A 14,324-nucleotide genomic window follows, 5' to 3' on the forward strand; every position below is an offset into this window, starting at 1 on the left:
CAAAATTACAGGAGGTGGGCTATGATTCAGAAACATGCGATTCCCATTTTAGAGTTTGATGACAATCCCCAGGCGGTCCTTATGCCAACACATGAGGGGCTAGATTTAAAGTTGCCAAAGAAGTGCATCTATGCTTTTTTGGAGGAAGAGATTGACCGCTACGCTCAGGAAGTAGGGGCGGATTGTGTTGGTGAGTTCGTTTCGGCCACCAAGACTTATCCAGTCTATGTCGTCAACTACAAGGGCGAGGAGATCTGTCTAGCCCAGGCACCCGTGGGCTCTGCCCCAGCGGCCCAGTTTATGGATTGGTTGATTGGCTATGGTGTGGAGCAAATCATTTCCACTGGTACTTGTGGAGTCCTAGCCGATATAGAGGAAAATGCCTTTCTCGTCCCTGTTCGGGCTTTGCGAGATGAGGGGACCAGCTACCACTATGTAGCGCCTTCTCGTTATATGGAGATGCAGATTGAGGCTATCTCTGCCATTGAGCAAATTTTGGAGCAAAGAGGCATCCCTTACGAGGAAGTCATGACCTGGACGACAGATGGTTTTTACCGAGAGACGGCTGAAAAGGTTGCTTATCGTAAGGAAGAAGGCTGTGCTGTTGTGGAGATGGAGTGTTCGGCTCTGGCGGCAGTAGCTCAGCTACGTGGAGTTGTCTGGGGGGAATTGCTCTTTACCGCAGATTCCTTGGCAGATCTGGACAACTACGACAGTCGTGACTGGGGTTCAGAAGCTTTTGATAAGGCACTCGAACTCTGTCTTGCTATTGTGCACCACATGTGAGTGTTCTGACTATTTTTATGGTAGAATGTAGCTATGTTATTCAAATCTTTTTTGGAAAAAATAAAGACGACGCTGTCTCGGTTATCGCCAGCCCGTCGCATCTTTTTAAGTTTTGCCTTAGTTATCTTCCTGGGCTCGCTCCTTTTAAGCCTTCCCTTTGTGCAGGCAGCTACGTCACAAGCGACCTACTTTGACCATCTCTTTACGACCGTGTCCATGGTCTGTGTGACAGGGCTCTTTACCCAGCCGGTAGCCTCTACTTACAATATATGGGGCCAGTTGATCTGTATGCTCTTGATCCAGATTGGCGGTTTGGGTCTTATGACCTTTATCGGAATCTTTTATATCCAAGGCAAGCAAAAGCTCAGTCTTCGTGGCCGGGAGACCATTCAAGAAAGTTTCAGTTATGGAGAAACCCAGTCTCTAAAGGACTTCATCCGCTCAATCTTTCTGACGACTTTTTTGGTGGAAGGGATTGGTGCCTTTCTCCTGAGTTTCCGATTTATTCCGGAATTTGGCTGGGGCCGAGGACTGTTAACCTCTATCTTTTTGGCTGTTTCAGCCTTCTGTAATGCTGGATTTGATAATTTTGGAAGTACGAGTTTGGTAGCCTTTCAAACGGACCCCTTGATCAATCTAGTGATTGCTGGTTTGATTATCACAGGTGGTCTAGGATTTATGGTCTGGTTTGACCTAGCGACCCAGTTTGGGAAAAAGAAGAAACGCCGCCTGCGTTTCCATACCAAGTTGGTTCTCTTTTTAACGGCGGGAATTCTGCTCTTTGGAACCGTATCGACTTTGTTCATCGAGTGGAACAATCCTGGAACGATTGGAAATCTCAGCGCTCCAGAGAAATTGCTGGTTAGTTTCTTCCAGACAGTCAGCATGAGAACGGCAGGTTTTGCTTCCATTGACTACACCCAGGCTCGACCGGTCACCTTGCTGATCTACATCTTGCAGATGTTTCTGGGAGGGGCACCTGGGGGGACAGCAGGGGGGCTCAAGATTACGACCTTCTTTGTCTTGTTGGTCTTCGCTCGTAGCGAACTATTGGGCTTGCCTCATGCCAATGTGGCTCGGAGGACCATTGAACCCCGAACCGTGCAAAAATCTTTCAGTGTCTTTATTATCTTCTTGCTAACATTCTTGCTGGGCTTGATCCTGCTAGGGATAACAGCAGAGGGAAATCCGCGTTTTATCTACCTCATGTTTGAGACCATTTCAGCCCTTGCGACAGTTGGGGTGACGGCAAATTTGACACCGGAGCTAGGTAAGATAGCCCTCAGCATCGTTATGTTGCTGATGTTTATCGGCCGTATTGGTCCCTTGACACTACTGGTCAGTGTAGCGGAATACCAGCCAGACAAGAAAGATACGATTCACTATATGAAAGCAGATATCACTATCGGATAAGAAAGGAAGAACGATGTCAGATCGGACAATTGGAATTTTAGGCTTGGGAATTTTTGGGAGCAGTGTTTTGGCTGCTCTAGCCAAGCATGACATGAATATCATTGCTATTGATGACCACGAGGAACGCATTAATCAATTTGAACCTGTGCTGGCGCGTGGGGTAGTTGGAGATATCACGGATGAAGAACTCCTTCTATCAGCGGGGATTGACACCTGTGATACCGTAGTTGTCGCAACGGGGGAAAATCTGGAGTCCAGTGTTCTAGCGGTTATGCACTGCAAGAGTCTAGGAGTGCCGACCGTCATTGCCAAGGTCAAAAGCCATACAGCTAAAAAGGTTCTAGAAAAAATTGGCGCAGACGCAGTCATCTCACCAGAGTTTGAAATGGGGCGCTCATTGGCACAGACCATCCTCTTTCATAACAGCGTAGACGTCTTTCAGCTAGACAAGAATGTATCGATTGTCGAGATGAAAATCCCTCAATCGTGGGTAGGTAAAAGCCTCAGTCAGCTAGATTTACGTGGGCGATACAACCTCAACGTACTTGGCTTTCGTTCCTACGAAAATGCTCCCCTGGATGTCCAATTCGGACCCAATGACCTCTTGCAAGCAGATGCCTACATCATGGCCGTCATTAATAACCAACATCTGGACACCCTAGCTGAACTGAGTGAGTAGGAGAGGAAGGGTACTCTCTATCCAAATAATTAACGAGTCAATATAAGTATTTTATAAGAGGGATTTAAGAAAAATTTTAACTTTTTCTTAATCCTTTTTAATTTTAGGAGATTATACTAGAGTCATCAAAAAAAAGAAAACTCTAAGGAGAATCCTATGAAATTCAATCCAAATCAGAGATATACTCGTTGGTCAATTCGCCGTCTCAGTGTCGGTGTTGCTTCAGTTGTTGTGGCTAGTGGCTTCTTTGTCCTAGTTGGTCAACCAAGTTCTGCACGTGCTGATGTCGTCAATCCGACACCTGCCCAAGTTGTGCCAGACGCTGCTTCGGTGAGTGAAAAGAGCGACTTACCAGCAGAGGTTCTCAAAAAAGCAGTTGATGTAGCTCTTCCTTCAGAACAAGCAGACTCAGCACCTAAAGTAAGCTTGGATACTACAAGCTCTTCAGAAAAAGCGGACGCAACTGCTAAAGAGCCTGCAGTAGCGCCAAAAGAAGAAGTACAAGCACAACCTGACTCTAAGAAACAAACAGAAGATGCAGTTAAACCTGCGGAAAGTCCTGCGTCTACAGTTTCTGGACAAGACCGTGAAGCTAGTGAAGCTCAACCAGCGACCACCCCAGCTGAAGTACAAAAAGGTGTGGCTGACAACACCAAAGACACAGTAGATGTCCCAGCTACTTACTTGGACAAGGCTAACTTCCCTGGTCCCTTCACAGCTGGTGTCAATCAAGTCATTCCATATGAATTCTTCGCTGGTGACGGCATGTTAACTCGTCTTATCTTGAAAGCTTCAGACAAAGCTCCATGGTCAGACAATGGAACGGCTAAAAATCCCGCTCTCCCACCAGTAGAAAAATTGGGCAAAGGTCTTTACTTCTATGAAGTGGATTTAGCAGGCACCCAAGGCAAATCTGACAAAGAGTTGCTTGACCTTTTGAAACAAAATGGTACACAAAGCTATAAAGCTACTATCAAGGTGTACGGTGCAAAAGACGGCAAGCCTGACTTAACTAATCTGGTAGCAACTAAAGATTTGGATGTTAATTTGAATGGTTTGACCACCCCAGCTGAAGTGCAAAAAGGTGTGGCTGATAACACCAAAGACACAGTAGATGTCCCAGCTAGCTATCTTGACAAAGCTAATTTCCCAGGTCCATTTACAGCTGGTGTCAATCAAGTCATTCCATATGAATTCTTCGCTGGAGATGGCATGTTGACTCGCCTGATCTTGAAAGCCTCTGATAAGGCTCCATGGTCAGACAACGGAACAGCTAAAAATCCCGCTCTCCCACCAGTAGAGAAATTGGGCAAAGGCCTTTACTTCTACGAAGTAGACTTGGCTGGAACCCAAGGCAAATCTGACAAAGAGTTGCTTGATCTTTTAAAACAAAATGGAACTCAAAGCTATAAAGCTACCATCAAAGTGTACGGTGCGAAAGATGGCAAGCCTGACTTAACCAATCTCGTAGCAACTAAAGATTTGACTGTTAATTTGAATGGTTTGACCACCCCAGCTGAAGTGCAAAAAGGTGTGGCTGACAACACCAAAGACACAGTAGATGTCCCAGCCACTTACTTGGACAAGGCTAACTTCCCAGGACCATTCACAGCTGGTGTCAACCAAGTCATTCCATACGAATTCTTCGCTGGTGACGGCATGTTAACTCGCCTTATCTTGAAAGCATCTGATAAGGCTCCATGGTCAGACAACGGAACAGCTAAAAATCCCGCTCTCCCACCAGTAGAGAAATTGGGCAAAGGCCTTTACTTCTATGAAGTGGATTTAGCAGGCACCCAAGGCAAATCTGACAAAGAGCTGCTTGACTTGTTGAAACAAAACGGCACACATAGCTATAAAGCTACCATCAAAGTGTACGGTGCAAAAGACGGCAAGCCTGACTTAACTAACCTCGTAGCGACTAAAGATTTGACTGTTAATTTGAATGGCTTGACCACACCAAATCAGGTCAAAGAGTCTGTTGTTAACAATGTCAAAGACATGATTGATGTTCCAGCTAGCTACCTTGAAAAAGCAAATGTTCCGGGTCCATTCTTGGCCGGTGTCAACCAAGTTATTCCATACGAAGCTTTTGGTGGAGATGGTATGTTGACTCGCCTCTTGTTAAAAGCTTCAGACAAAGCTCCATGGTCCGACAACGGAACAGCTAAAAATCCTGCCCTATTGCCACTTGAAGGCTTGGCTAAAGGCCAATATTTCTACGAAGTGGATTTGAATGGCAATACGGTTGGCAAAGATGGTCAGGCCTTGCTGGATCAACTTCGAGCTAACGGAACCCATACATACCTAGCTACTGTTAAAGTCTATGGTTCTAAAGATGGCAAACCTGATTTGACCAATCTGATTGCTACTCGTCAAGTAACGATTCGACTTCGTGGAAAAGAAATGGCGACAATACCATCTCAACAAGGTCAGATGAATACGAAGCCTTCTGAAACAGGCTCTACAGGTACGACTGAGGGTATGATGGGTACAAATCACCATATGTCAGATATGAAGGTCGATCAACCAGCTTCTAGCCCAATGGCTAATATGATGAAAAAAGATGATAAAGCGATGCTACCAAATACTGGGGAAGCTAAAACAGCTACAGCTGGCCTTGGTATCTTTGGTCTAGCCTTGGCAGGTCTTGTTGGACTTTTGGGTTTGACAAGCAAACGAGAAGATTAAGATTCAAATCACTTAAACATTAGAGAAAATAGTGTTATACTAAAGCAAGTATAACACTGTTTTTATCGAAGGAGTGTCAGATGAAAAAGACAATTTTGCTGGTTGATGATGAAATAGATATTCTAGATATTCAAAACCGCTATCTTATACAGGCAGGTTACGACGTTTTGGTCGCCCATGATGGCAAGGAGGGATTAGAGCTTTTCAGAAAAAAATCTATCGACCTCATTATCACGGATATCATGATGCCCAATATGGACGGGTATGATTTTATCAGTGAAGTTCAGTATATCGCTCCGGATCAACCCTTCCTCTTTACAACTGCTAAGACAAGCGAACAGGATAAGATTTATGGATTAAGTTTGGGGGCAGATGATTTTATAGTCAAACCCTTTAGCCCACGCGAATTGGTTTTAAGAGTGAATAATATCTTGCGTCGCCTTAGCCGTGGAGGAGAGACAGAACAGATCGAGTTTGGTGACTTAGTGATCAACCATGTGACTCATGAGGTTCGCATTGGGGAGCAACCTTTGGAATTGACAGTAAAATCCTTTGAACTTCTATGGATATTAGCCAGCAATCCCGAGAGAGTCTTTTCAAAGACGGAACTTTATGAGAAGGTATGGCAAGAGGACTATGTGGATGATACCAATACACTCAATGTTCATATCCATGCCTTGAGGCAAGAGTTGACCAAGTATACAAATTCAAATGCTCCTGCTATCAAAACTGTCTGGGGTTTGGGCTATAAAATGGAAAGACCAAGAGGTAGAAAATGAAATTAAAAAACTATATTTTAGTGGGGTATCTAGTGTCGACTCTACTAACGATTTTGGTCGTTTTCTGGGCAGTCCAACGGATGTTGATCGAGAAAAGTGAAGTTTACTTTCTCGTTGGAATGACCTTGATTGCTAGTTTCATTGGCGCTGCAGTGAGCATCTTTCTTTTGTCGCCAGTGTTCTCTTCTCTGAAACATTTGAAAAAACAAGCTCAGGATATAGCCAGCAAGGATTTCAGCACAGAAATTGAAACCAAAGGCCCATTAGAATTTCAAGAGCTGGGGCAGGCTTTTAATGACATGTCCCACAATTTGCAAGCTACCTTTCAATCACTTGATGAGAGCGAGCAGGAAAAGAGAATGATGATTGCGCAGCTCTCTCACGATATTAAAACTCCCATTACCTCCATTCAGGTTACTGTGGAGGGAATTCTAGATGGAGTGATCAAGGAAGAGGAGCGGCTCCACTACTTAACCACGATTGGTCGGCAAACCGAGCGTCTAAACAAGCTAGTGGAGGAATTGGATGTTCTGACTCTTAACACCCAACCTCAAGATACTGCTGATGAAGAAGTCGAAGAGGTCTTTTTAGATCAGCTGTTGATTGAGTCAATGAGTGAATTTCAACTCCAGATTGAACAAGAGGAGCGAGATGTTTACATTCGAGTATCACCTGAGTCGGCGAAAATCAAGAGCCATTCTGACAAACTTTCTCGCATTCTGGTCAATTTGTTAAACAATGCCTTTAAATATTCAGAACCAGGAACCAGAATCGAGGTTCTTGCACAATTAACAGAACAAGAACTGACAATCAGTGTGAAAGACGAGGGTCAGGGGATCCTTCCTGAAGATTTGGAAAAGATCTTTAAACGACTTTATCGTGTAGAAACTTCGCGCAATATGAAGACGGGTGGACATGGATTAGGACTTGCGATTGCACGCGAACTAGCCCATCAGCTTGGTGGCGAAATCACAGCAGAAAGTCAGTATGGCTTAGGAAGCAAGTTTACATTCAGCCTCAATTTGAAATAAAGGCGTAAAATCCCTTTACAAATCTAGCTTTTCATGGTACAATAGCCTTTGTGTGAAATAGCAGCAGGAAAGCATGAAGCTCGTCAACAGGTGTCTTATGACAAGTAACCTTGGCTGTTTAGGCGAAGGGCATCTGCACGAATCAGGGCTTTCTAAGTGACTATTTCCACCGAAATATTATTTATATCAGGAGGACATACACATGTCACGTTATACAGGACCATCTTGGAAACAAGCTCGTCGCCTTGGCCTTTCACTTACAGGTACAGGTAAAGAATTGGCACGTCGTAACTACGTACCAGGACAACACGGACCAAACAACCGTTCTAAATTGTCAGAATACGGTTTGCAATTGGCTGAAAAACAAAAACTTCGTTTCACTTACGGTGTAGGTGAAAAACAATTCCGTAACTTGTTCGTACAAGCTACAAAAATCAAAGGTGGAATCCTAGGTTTCAACTTCATGCTTCTTTTGGAACGTCGTTTGGATAACGTTGTTTACCGTCTTGGCCTTGCGACTACTCGTCGTCAAGCTCGTCAATTCGTAAACCACGGTCATATCCTTGTTGACGGAAAACGCGTTGATATCCCATCATACCGCGTAACTCCAGGTCAAGTGATCTCAGTTCGTGAAAAATCATTGAAAGTTCCAGCAATCCTTGAAGCTGTTGAAGCTACTCTTGGACGTCCAGCATTCGTATCATTCGACGCTGAAAAATTGGAAGGTTCATTGACTCGCTTGCCAGAACGCGACGAAATCAACCCAGAAATCAACGAAGCACTTGTCGTTGAATTCTACAACAAAATGCTTTAATTTTAAGAAATATCTTACGAAAAGCCTACAACAGTGGGCTTTTTGCTTTGTCTTAAAAAACTATAGAACACTTATTAACTGTGAAGGAGGATAAAAAAATTCCCTGCATATTGAAATTGCAAGGAACTTTTGTTAATGGTAATGGGCAAGCCGGGCGGAATACTTTTTCCCAAGCCAGAGAGCAAAGAGGAGATTGATGACGACGATGCCTGAACCGACAAGTGAAAATAGAAAAAATTCGCTAGTCGAAAACTGCCACAAATGCACGATGTCGATAATCAAATAAGCACTGATAGGAAAACAAAGGATAGAAGTAATGAGAGCGGGGATATACTTGCGAAGAAGAATTGATTGTCCAATATGGAGCAAGAGATGGAGTGCAAAGGCCACAAATCCTCCTAACCAAACTAATTCGAGCGCTCTAGATTGACTAAAATACGCTAATAAAGTGATTGATAAGACAATGATAAACTCCTCAAAAACAGCAAGGGCAAATCCCTCTGTTGTAATTCCTTTGTGAATCTTGAGAATAGCTGGCGCCTTTTGAGCCAGCAAGGTTTCGTTGAGATGAATCCAAGGGACAAGACCGATAATTTCTTCCATATCGTGAAAGATAAAGAGTAGAGGGAACATCCAAAGATAAAATGCCATAAGTCTCTCCTGAAAAGCTATAGATTGCTAACCAATAAAGCAAAAAACGCCCAGTAAGGCGTTTTGAGTAATGCTTATTTAACTTCTGTAAGAGTTAAATAATTTCTATTTTAGCTGTTAGAAACGTTGGTACATCAATGTTTCTAGAATGCTACATAATAAAAGGTAGAGTGAATGGTAGAGTAGTTATTGCGTTAGCTCAGCAATCTTTTCAAGATAAATCCCCACAGCTTCTAACTTTCGTTGTGGTGCTAATTCAGCGTAAGTATCCATTGTAGTTGAAATGGATTTATGTCCCATTCTGACTTGGAGTTCTTTCCAATTTGTTCCAGCATTAAGTAGCATTGAAGCATGAGTATGTCGGAATAAATGGAAACCATAGTTTGGTAATCCAAGACCTACTAACCTTTTCTTAAGAGTTGTTCTCTCGTTTCTGTCACACATATAGTTCCCATAGATTGTAGGGAAAATCAGTTTTGTTCTATGTCTGTTGTGCAATTCAAGATACTTGTTCATTTCGTGGTGGAAATCTCTGAGTTTTTCTATTATGGGGGGAGGGACAGGGACAGAGCGATTTCCTGCATCAGTTTTTGGTGTAGCTTTACAGATAACTTCCCCTTTTGTCCCATCTTTTTTATTTGCGGTTTTCCACATCAATGTTTTACTGACGTTAATAGAAGAATTTTCAAAATCTAGGTCATCAATCGTCAATGCAAGTAATTCATTTATTCGCAAAGCGGAGGCTAATAGAGTATTACAAATTAACTTAAATCTACGATTGGCTCTATTGTTATCTAAACTTTCAAGATAATTAAGCCATATTACAAGACCATCATCATGTAATACCATGATGCGTTGCTTATTTGATTTTGGCTTAGGTGGTATCTTAACAGTGCTAACAGGATTAGTGATTAGTCCATAGTTTGTAATTCCATAGTCAAAAATATCTTTCAACTTATGGATAACAGCACCAAAATCTTTAGCACTACCTTTATCAGCACGCTTTATACCAGATTCAATGGACTCTTTTGATTTCTTTGCCAAATCGTTTAACCAAAGCTGGATATCCGCAGATTCAATTTTATCTGGTTTGTAATCTCCAAATTTAGGGATAATATAATTATCAAGATAACCTCTTACTCTGTTCAGAGTATTATGTGAGTTAACCCAGGTTTTATATGATTTAAACCATTCTTCAGCTAAATCTTCCAGTGTATCAATGACGATAACTTTTTCTCGTGTTGAGCCATTTTTTTCAAATTCTAGTCGTGCTTGAATGATTGCTCTATCTAACTGTTTTAGTGTCTTGGCTGTAATGGTAGTAGTGACTTGCTTACCAGTTTTGATATCTTTTCCCAGAAATGTCCCCTTCAAAGTGTATGAGATGGACTTATCTTTTTTGATTTTTTTAATGACTTTTTTGCCATTATGAATAATTGTTTCAGTTTCCATATTTGCCTTTCTTCATGGATATTGAAGTAGGCTAAAATAGTTACCACTCTTTCTTTTAGATAAAACTATTTTAGCACAAATTTTCAGAATTAGGATTGTAAAAAGTTGATAATATCATCTAGTAGATAGAAGACGGTTCGAGTTCCCTCTATAGGAGGTTCTAATCTTTTTAATCCTTTTTGTTCCCAAGTTTTTAGTGTGTTTGGGGAGATATTTAGCTGTTTTAGCAATTCTCGCTGTTGTATTATCTTTAGTGGTATGTTCTGTTCTTTGATTTGAATGAGTTTGATAAGTGTTTGCAATAATTGTTCAATTTGTTCTAATTTTTCGTTATTCATTATTCTCTTTCTCCTCTGTGTTTGAATTATGGAGTCGATTAGGATTGTATCTTCGTGAATCTAGGTATTTGGCGAAGAAATATGTACGTTCAATGATAAGCCCTAATAAATTGGTATTGTTTGCTCGGGCATACCAGACCAATTCTTCAAATTCGGTAAAGTCGTTCTCTTCGATAATATCAACTACTTCATGTATAAAATCCGAGGAGTTCATCTCCATCAAGAATTTTTCTAAATTAAAGCCGCAACCGACTTCAATATCCTCAATGTTGTAGGGGGTCTTATCTGGATTTTCCGCATGGGTAAAGTAGTCAAATAAACCAGTGGGAGACATAACTACCTCCACATGTGCTGGACCGTTTAGTTTGTCACTGATGATATTTGATACTTGTGAATAGCTTTTCAGTGAATCAAAGAAGAAAGCACCGTGTTTGTGCGATTTCTTGAACTCTCCCGTCTGTCTATTAACGTCCTTATCGTGCCAAGGACTAAGAATAAACGGAATATGGAGTTCCTTTAATATATTCAAGTAGTTCTCTGGTGCGCTTTCCTCGTAGAAGAGAAAAGTCCATTTGGTTGAGCGCTGTTCTTTTGCCATAGGCAGTTACCTCATTTCTTTTGGGTTCTATTACTAAGGAGAAATGACAGGTCGTATGCAAAGTTTTTTTGAAAAAATTGAATTTTTTGTGATTATTGATTATTGACCTATTGGGGGTCGTAGTCACCCCAATAGGTCATGATAGAAAAGAATATAAAAAGGGGCTGTCTGGCTTTTGCTTAACGCAAGCCACAGCCCCAAGGGATTAACGTTTTTGTCCAGTGAACCACAATTGGTTACGAACTCGAATAGGAGAGGAGAAATAATAGTCTGCGTGTTGGCTGACGATTTCTTCTTTTAATTGTGCTTCCATCTCTTTTAGGATTTTTTGCCCTTGTTGGTCTCTAGGGACTTTTAGAAAAATAGTGATGGTATCTTTTCGTATATCTACGATACACTTACGAACAGCTCGGTTAAATCCGTTATGGATTGGGTTGATAGTAGTAACCGTCTGATGTTCAAGATTGCTTATCTTCTGTACTCGTTCACGCTGAAACAGGAAGTGTCGCAACAGAAAAGTGTGATAGACAGATTGGATATAGTTCCAAAGACTATCTGTTTTCAACCGTTGTATTATTTCTAATCCAACCAAAAATAAGGCAAGTAGAAGAGAAATAAGTGCAAATCCATGACAAACGGAACTAATGATATCCGTAATACTTTTGACCGTATCTAAATTGACAAACGTGATATTTGTTAATTGAACGGAAAGATAATTGAATAACCATCCAAATGCAGAACAGATAGGTGCAAATAGAAATAAATATAGTATAAGATTGAAACTTCTTATAAAGTAGTTTTTTGTGGTCATAGGATACCTCGCTTAGTGTAGTAGGTTGGACAGAGTAGGGGCAGAACTTGGTAGGGGTGTTCATTGTCGATAACTTGGATGATACCTGTACCATGTCCTGTTGGAATGACAATCCCCTCTGGATCGAGGTCAGGAAATAAAAATTGAGTAGTTTTCTGATTGATGTTTCCAATTTGTAACAATACGTTTAGCTGTTCCCTTACTGAAATTGGGATAGTATTGTGGTCAAAACGCTGACTTACTAAAAATAGATGGATTTTGGTAGCACGTCCTAACAAGGCAATCTGTGAGAGTAAGGAGAAAAAGGCTTCTTTGATATTCTTATTGACTCCCTCTGATAGAGCTAGGACTTCATCAATAACAATGGTTAGATGGGTAAATTGATGGTTGGGATTATCATACAAGATAGCTTGTCGTTTTTGAATGAGATTTGCACATTGACTTAATTGTTCGTTGACCTGTGATACAAAATCAGATTTTGAACGGTTTTCGACAGGGTGGATAACGGAAATATGATTTTCTCTTGCCCAACGACTTGGGGTATCAAATTTCGGGTCAATGATAATCAAGTCAGACATATGCTTCAGTACACTCAAGAAGTAAGTGAGAGTATACGATTTCCCAGAACCTGAATTTCCAGCAATAGCCCAGTGATTAACCTTATCTAAATTGAGTTCAAAGTACTTCATGATAGGGATTTTCCCCTGTGGCAAGCTAGCTGAAAACTTATCCAAATCTGGAATGACTAAACGTTCTGAAATTCCCTTTTTCCAAGGGAAAAATAATCCACGCTGAGTGTGTAAGTCATCTGTTTCTAGAGGGACAAAATAGGTAGCGTTTTGTTTTAGAAGCGTATATTGTGGATAAAGTGAAGCATTGGTAATCAGAAAGATTTTCTTGTACAAGTCATCATCAAGGATATAAGCACATGGTAGACGAGGGACAAAGATAAAGCCGTCTGCTTGAATAACAATATTAAAAGAATTGGTGTAGCTGGTTTCTCCCTGCATTAAAGCCCCCAGAGCCATGTTTAGGCTCTGGAGCAGGTAAGATTGCAGGTAAGATTGGTTCAGCACATCACGAGATTGTGAAGTCATTACCGAACCTCCTTGATACCATTTGCTTTGAAGTAGATGTTATATTTTACTTCGCAGGCTTGTAGTGTGTCAAATTGAATCATGGATTGAAAAGCTGGAAGCTCAATCGTTTCTTCAAATTTTACTTGGAAAGGGTCTTGCCCTTCCTGTACAAACCATGCTTTATAAGCTACGATTTCTCCGGTTGGTTTTCCTTCTTCAAACCGTTGTTGTGGTTCAAGTTCGGTACTAAGTGAGTAAATCGGTTGTTTTTGACTGATAATTTTATCAGCCAATGTAGTTGTATAACCACCTTTTGTGGTTTTCATTTTAAACGCCATAGGGCAAATCCTCCTTATGAATAAGAGATAGTGTGAATGCGACAGGCTCGGTTTGGGTCATGAGCTGGACTTTGTTTTTTAGGTTATCTGACCACCTCCTCATTACTAAGGAGAATGAGACAGCTAAACGCAAAGTTATTTGTTGAATTTTTAATTTTTTTTACAAAAAATCCAGTGACAGAGACACTGGATTTGAGGGGTTAGCGGTAAGCTTTTAATAAAGGAGCTAATTTTTTTAGCGCTTTACAATAATGGGATTTAACAGTTACATCACTCATTTTCTTATAATGTTCAGTGATATAGCGAGCCGTTTCTTTATAGCTTGAACCTTGTTCCGCTATCATTTCAACAATCTTACTGTCAATTTCTGATAGGGATGCTTTAGCTTCACGAATAGCTTGTCTTAACTCCTCTAGGATTAAAGCTTCTTCGGGATTCAAATCAGAACTTGCAATGACATCATAACGTACAGACTTTTTGGCATTTTTGCTAGCTATTGTTTCGTCTTTGATTCGTCTATTGTGGTATCGGTCACGACGTTCTGCGTTACTTTGTTCTTGTTGAAGCAAACGAGTTACTTCATCCCAATTTTTAGCTTTAATAGCTTCTTTGATTTTACGCTCACGACGTTCTTGTACTTTATTACTCATAATGATGAGCTCCTTTCTGTCCTTTGGACAGAAGGAAACAAAATGAGCAAATATTGAACGCTGAGTATACCAAAAGGCACAACAAAGAAACAGCGAAACAATTCTATGCAAGACATGACCTTTATCGTCATGTCATCATATTTGTTTCAATCTGTCCTTTGATGGCCATCAATTTGGACTATTAAAATTTATATCAAGAGTTTTTCTTGATATA

Annotated in this window: 15 protein-coding genes; 7 read left to right on the forward strand and 8 right to left on the reverse strand. The window is 41.0% G+C overall.

The features are described 5' to 3' along the window. The first annotated feature begins 21 nt into the window (after nucleotides 1-21). From B7723_RS01005 to rpsD, 7 genes are all read left to right on the forward strand, one after another. Complete coding sequence (locus B7723_RS01005) at nucleotides 22-786, forward strand: nucleoside phosphorylase (RefSeq protein ID WP_084849086.1); 765 nt, start codon at nucleotides 22-24, stop codon at nucleotides 784-786. A 33-nt stretch (nucleotides 787-819) separates the two neighbouring features. After that, a complete protein-coding gene (locus B7723_RS01010; RefSeq protein WP_084849087.1) occupies nucleotides 820-2,199 on the forward strand; it encodes a TrkH family potassium uptake protein in 1,380 nt (459 codons plus the stop codon). A gap of 13 nt (nucleotides 2,200-2,212) precedes the next feature. Then, nucleotides 2,213-2,878 (forward strand): potassium channel family protein, encoded by a 666-nt coding sequence (locus B7723_RS01015; protein WP_001283884.1) that lies wholly within the window; start codon nucleotides 2,213-2,215, stop codon nucleotides 2,876-2,878. Nucleotides 2,879-3,034: 156 nt separating this feature from the next. Continuing rightward, complete coding sequence (locus tag B7723_RS01020; RefSeq protein ID WP_084849088.1) at nucleotides 3,035-5,569, forward strand: SSURE domain-containing protein; 2,535 nt, start codon at nucleotides 3,035-3,037, stop codon at nucleotides 5,567-5,569. 80 nt (nucleotides 5,570-5,649) lie between these two features. Continuing rightward, the gene (locus B7723_RS01025) at nucleotides 5,650-6,348 is read left to right on the forward strand and encodes a response regulator transcription factor (RefSeq protein WP_000751223.1); all 699 of its coding nucleotides are present in this window, start codon (nucleotides 5,650-5,652) and stop codon (nucleotides 6,346-6,348) included. Then, nucleotides 6,345-7,379: a sensor histidine kinase gene (locus B7723_RS01030; protein WP_061421762.1), complete on the forward strand. Its 1,035-nt coding sequence runs from the start codon at nucleotides 6,345-6,347 to the stop codon at nucleotides 7,377-7,379. The genes B7723_RS01025 and B7723_RS01030 overlap by 4 nt, the downstream gene beginning before the upstream one ends. Before the next feature lie 202 nt (nucleotides 7,380-7,581). Further along, entirely contained in the window at nucleotides 7,582-8,193 is a 612-nt protein-coding gene (gene rpsD, locus B7723_RS01035) for a 30S ribosomal protein S4 (protein ID WP_000092756.1), read from the forward strand. Between the two features lie 132 nt (nucleotides 8,194-8,325). On the opposite strand, the gene B7723_RS01040 is transcribed toward rpsD, so the two are convergent. The 8 genes from B7723_RS01040 to B7723_RS01075 form a co-directional block, all read right to left on the reverse strand. Continuing rightward, nucleotides 8,326-8,844 (reverse strand): HXXEE domain-containing protein, encoded by a 519-nt coding sequence (locus B7723_RS01040; protein WP_084849089.1) that lies wholly within the window; start codon nucleotides 8,842-8,844, stop codon nucleotides 8,326-8,328. A 186-nt stretch (nucleotides 8,845-9,030) separates the two neighbouring features. Continuing rightward, the gene (locus B7723_RS01045; RefSeq protein WP_000447185.1) at nucleotides 9,031-10,296 is read right to left on the reverse strand and encodes a tyrosine-type recombinase/integrase; all 1,266 of its coding nucleotides are present in this window, start codon (nucleotides 10,294-10,296) and stop codon (nucleotides 9,031-9,033) included. Nucleotides 10,297-10,385: 89 nt separating this feature from the next. Continuing rightward, a complete protein-coding gene (locus B7723_RS01050; RefSeq protein ID WP_001058391.1) occupies nucleotides 10,386-10,634 on the reverse strand; it encodes a MerR family transcriptional regulator in 249 nt (82 codons plus the stop codon). Next, nucleotides 10,627-11,232 (reverse strand): replication protein, encoded by a 606-nt coding sequence (locus B7723_RS01055; protein ID WP_084849090.1) that lies wholly within the window; start codon nucleotides 11,230-11,232, stop codon nucleotides 10,627-10,629. The genes B7723_RS01050 and B7723_RS01055 overlap by 8 nt, the downstream gene beginning before the upstream one ends. 205 nt (nucleotides 11,233-11,437) lie before the next feature. Then, on the reverse strand, nucleotides 11,438-12,043 hold the full coding sequence (locus B7723_RS01060; RefSeq protein WP_061587469.1) for a hypothetical protein: 606 nt from the start codon (nucleotides 12,041-12,043) through the stop codon (nucleotides 11,438-11,440). Next, nucleotides 12,040-13,140 carry a P-loop NTPase family protein gene (locus B7723_RS01065; protein WP_084849091.1) on the reverse strand — a complete coding sequence of 367 codons (1,101 nt, stop codon included), beginning with the start codon at nucleotides 13,138-13,140 and terminating at the stop codon, nucleotides 12,040-12,042. Before B7723_RS01065 ends, B7723_RS01060 begins: the two co-directional genes overlap by 4 nt. Then, nucleotides 13,140-13,460, reverse strand: a complete 321-nt coding sequence (locus tag B7723_RS01070) for a hypothetical protein (RefSeq protein ID WP_000874694.1) — start codon at nucleotides 13,458-13,460, stop codon at nucleotides 13,140-13,142. Before B7723_RS01070 ends, B7723_RS01065 begins: the two co-directional genes overlap by 1 nt. A 200-nt stretch (nucleotides 13,461-13,660) precedes the next feature. Beyond that, nucleotides 13,661-14,110, reverse strand: a complete 450-nt coding sequence (locus tag B7723_RS01075) for an RNA polymerase sigma factor (RefSeq protein WP_000066889.1) — start codon at nucleotides 14,108-14,110, stop codon at nucleotides 13,661-13,663. Nucleotides 14,111-14,324 lie beyond the last annotated feature (214 nt).

Source organism: Streptococcus oralis subsp. oralis (assembly GCF_002096435.1).
Classification (GTDB): Bacteria; Bacillota; Bacilli; order Lactobacillales; family Streptococcaceae; genus Streptococcus; species Streptococcus oralis_AA.

Coding starts and splice junctions, on each gene's coding strand:
- B7723_RS01055 (WP_084849090.1), bottom strand. CDS start 11,232: ATGGCAAAAGAACAGCGCTCAACCAAATGGACTTTTCTCTTCTACGAG.
- B7723_RS01065 (WP_084849091.1), bottom strand. CDS start 13,140: ATGACTTCACAATCTCGTGATGTGCTGAACCAATCTTACCTGCAATCT.
- B7723_RS01060 (WP_061587469.1), bottom strand. CDS start 12,043: ATGACCACAAAAAACTACTTTATAAGAAGTTTCAATCTTATACTATAT.
- B7723_RS01075 (WP_000066889.1), bottom strand. CDS start 14,110: ATGAGTAATAAAGTACAAGAACGTCGTGAGCGTAAAATCAAAGAAGCT.
- B7723_RS01030 (WP_061421762.1), top strand. CDS start 6,345: ATGAAATTAAAAAACTATATTTTAGTGGGGTATCTAGTGTCGACTCTA.
- rpsD (WP_000092756.1), top strand. CDS start 7,582: ATGTCACGTTATACAGGACCATCTTGGAAACAAGCTCGTCGCCTTGGC.
- B7723_RS01070 (WP_000874694.1), bottom strand. CDS start 13,460: ATGGCGTTTAAAATGAAAACCACAAAAGGTGGTTATACAACTACATTG.
- B7723_RS01015 (WP_001283884.1), top strand. CDS start 2,213: ATGTCAGATCGGACAATTGGAATTTTAGGCTTGGGAATTTTTGGGAGC.
- B7723_RS01050 (WP_001058391.1), bottom strand. CDS start 10,634: ATGAATAACGAAAAATTAGAACAAATTGAACAATTATTGCAAACACTT.
- B7723_RS01020 (WP_084849088.1), top strand. CDS start 3,035: ATGAAATTCAATCCAAATCAGAGATATACTCGTTGGTCAATTCGCCGT.
- B7723_RS01010 (WP_084849087.1), top strand. CDS start 820: ATGTTATTCAAATCTTTTTTGGAAAAAATAAAGACGACGCTGTCTCGG.
- B7723_RS01045 (WP_000447185.1), bottom strand. CDS start 10,296: ATGGAAACTGAAACAATTATTCATAATGGCAAAAAAGTCATTAAAAAA.
- B7723_RS01005 (WP_084849086.1), top strand. CDS start 22: ATGATTCAGAAACATGCGATTCCCATTTTAGAGTTTGATGACAATCCC.
- B7723_RS01040 (WP_084849089.1), bottom strand. CDS start 8,844: ATGGCATTTTATCTTTGGATGTTCCCTCTACTCTTTATCTTTCACGAT.
- B7723_RS01025 (WP_000751223.1), top strand. CDS start 5,650: ATGAAAAAGACAATTTTGCTGGTTGATGATGAAATAGATATTCTAGAT.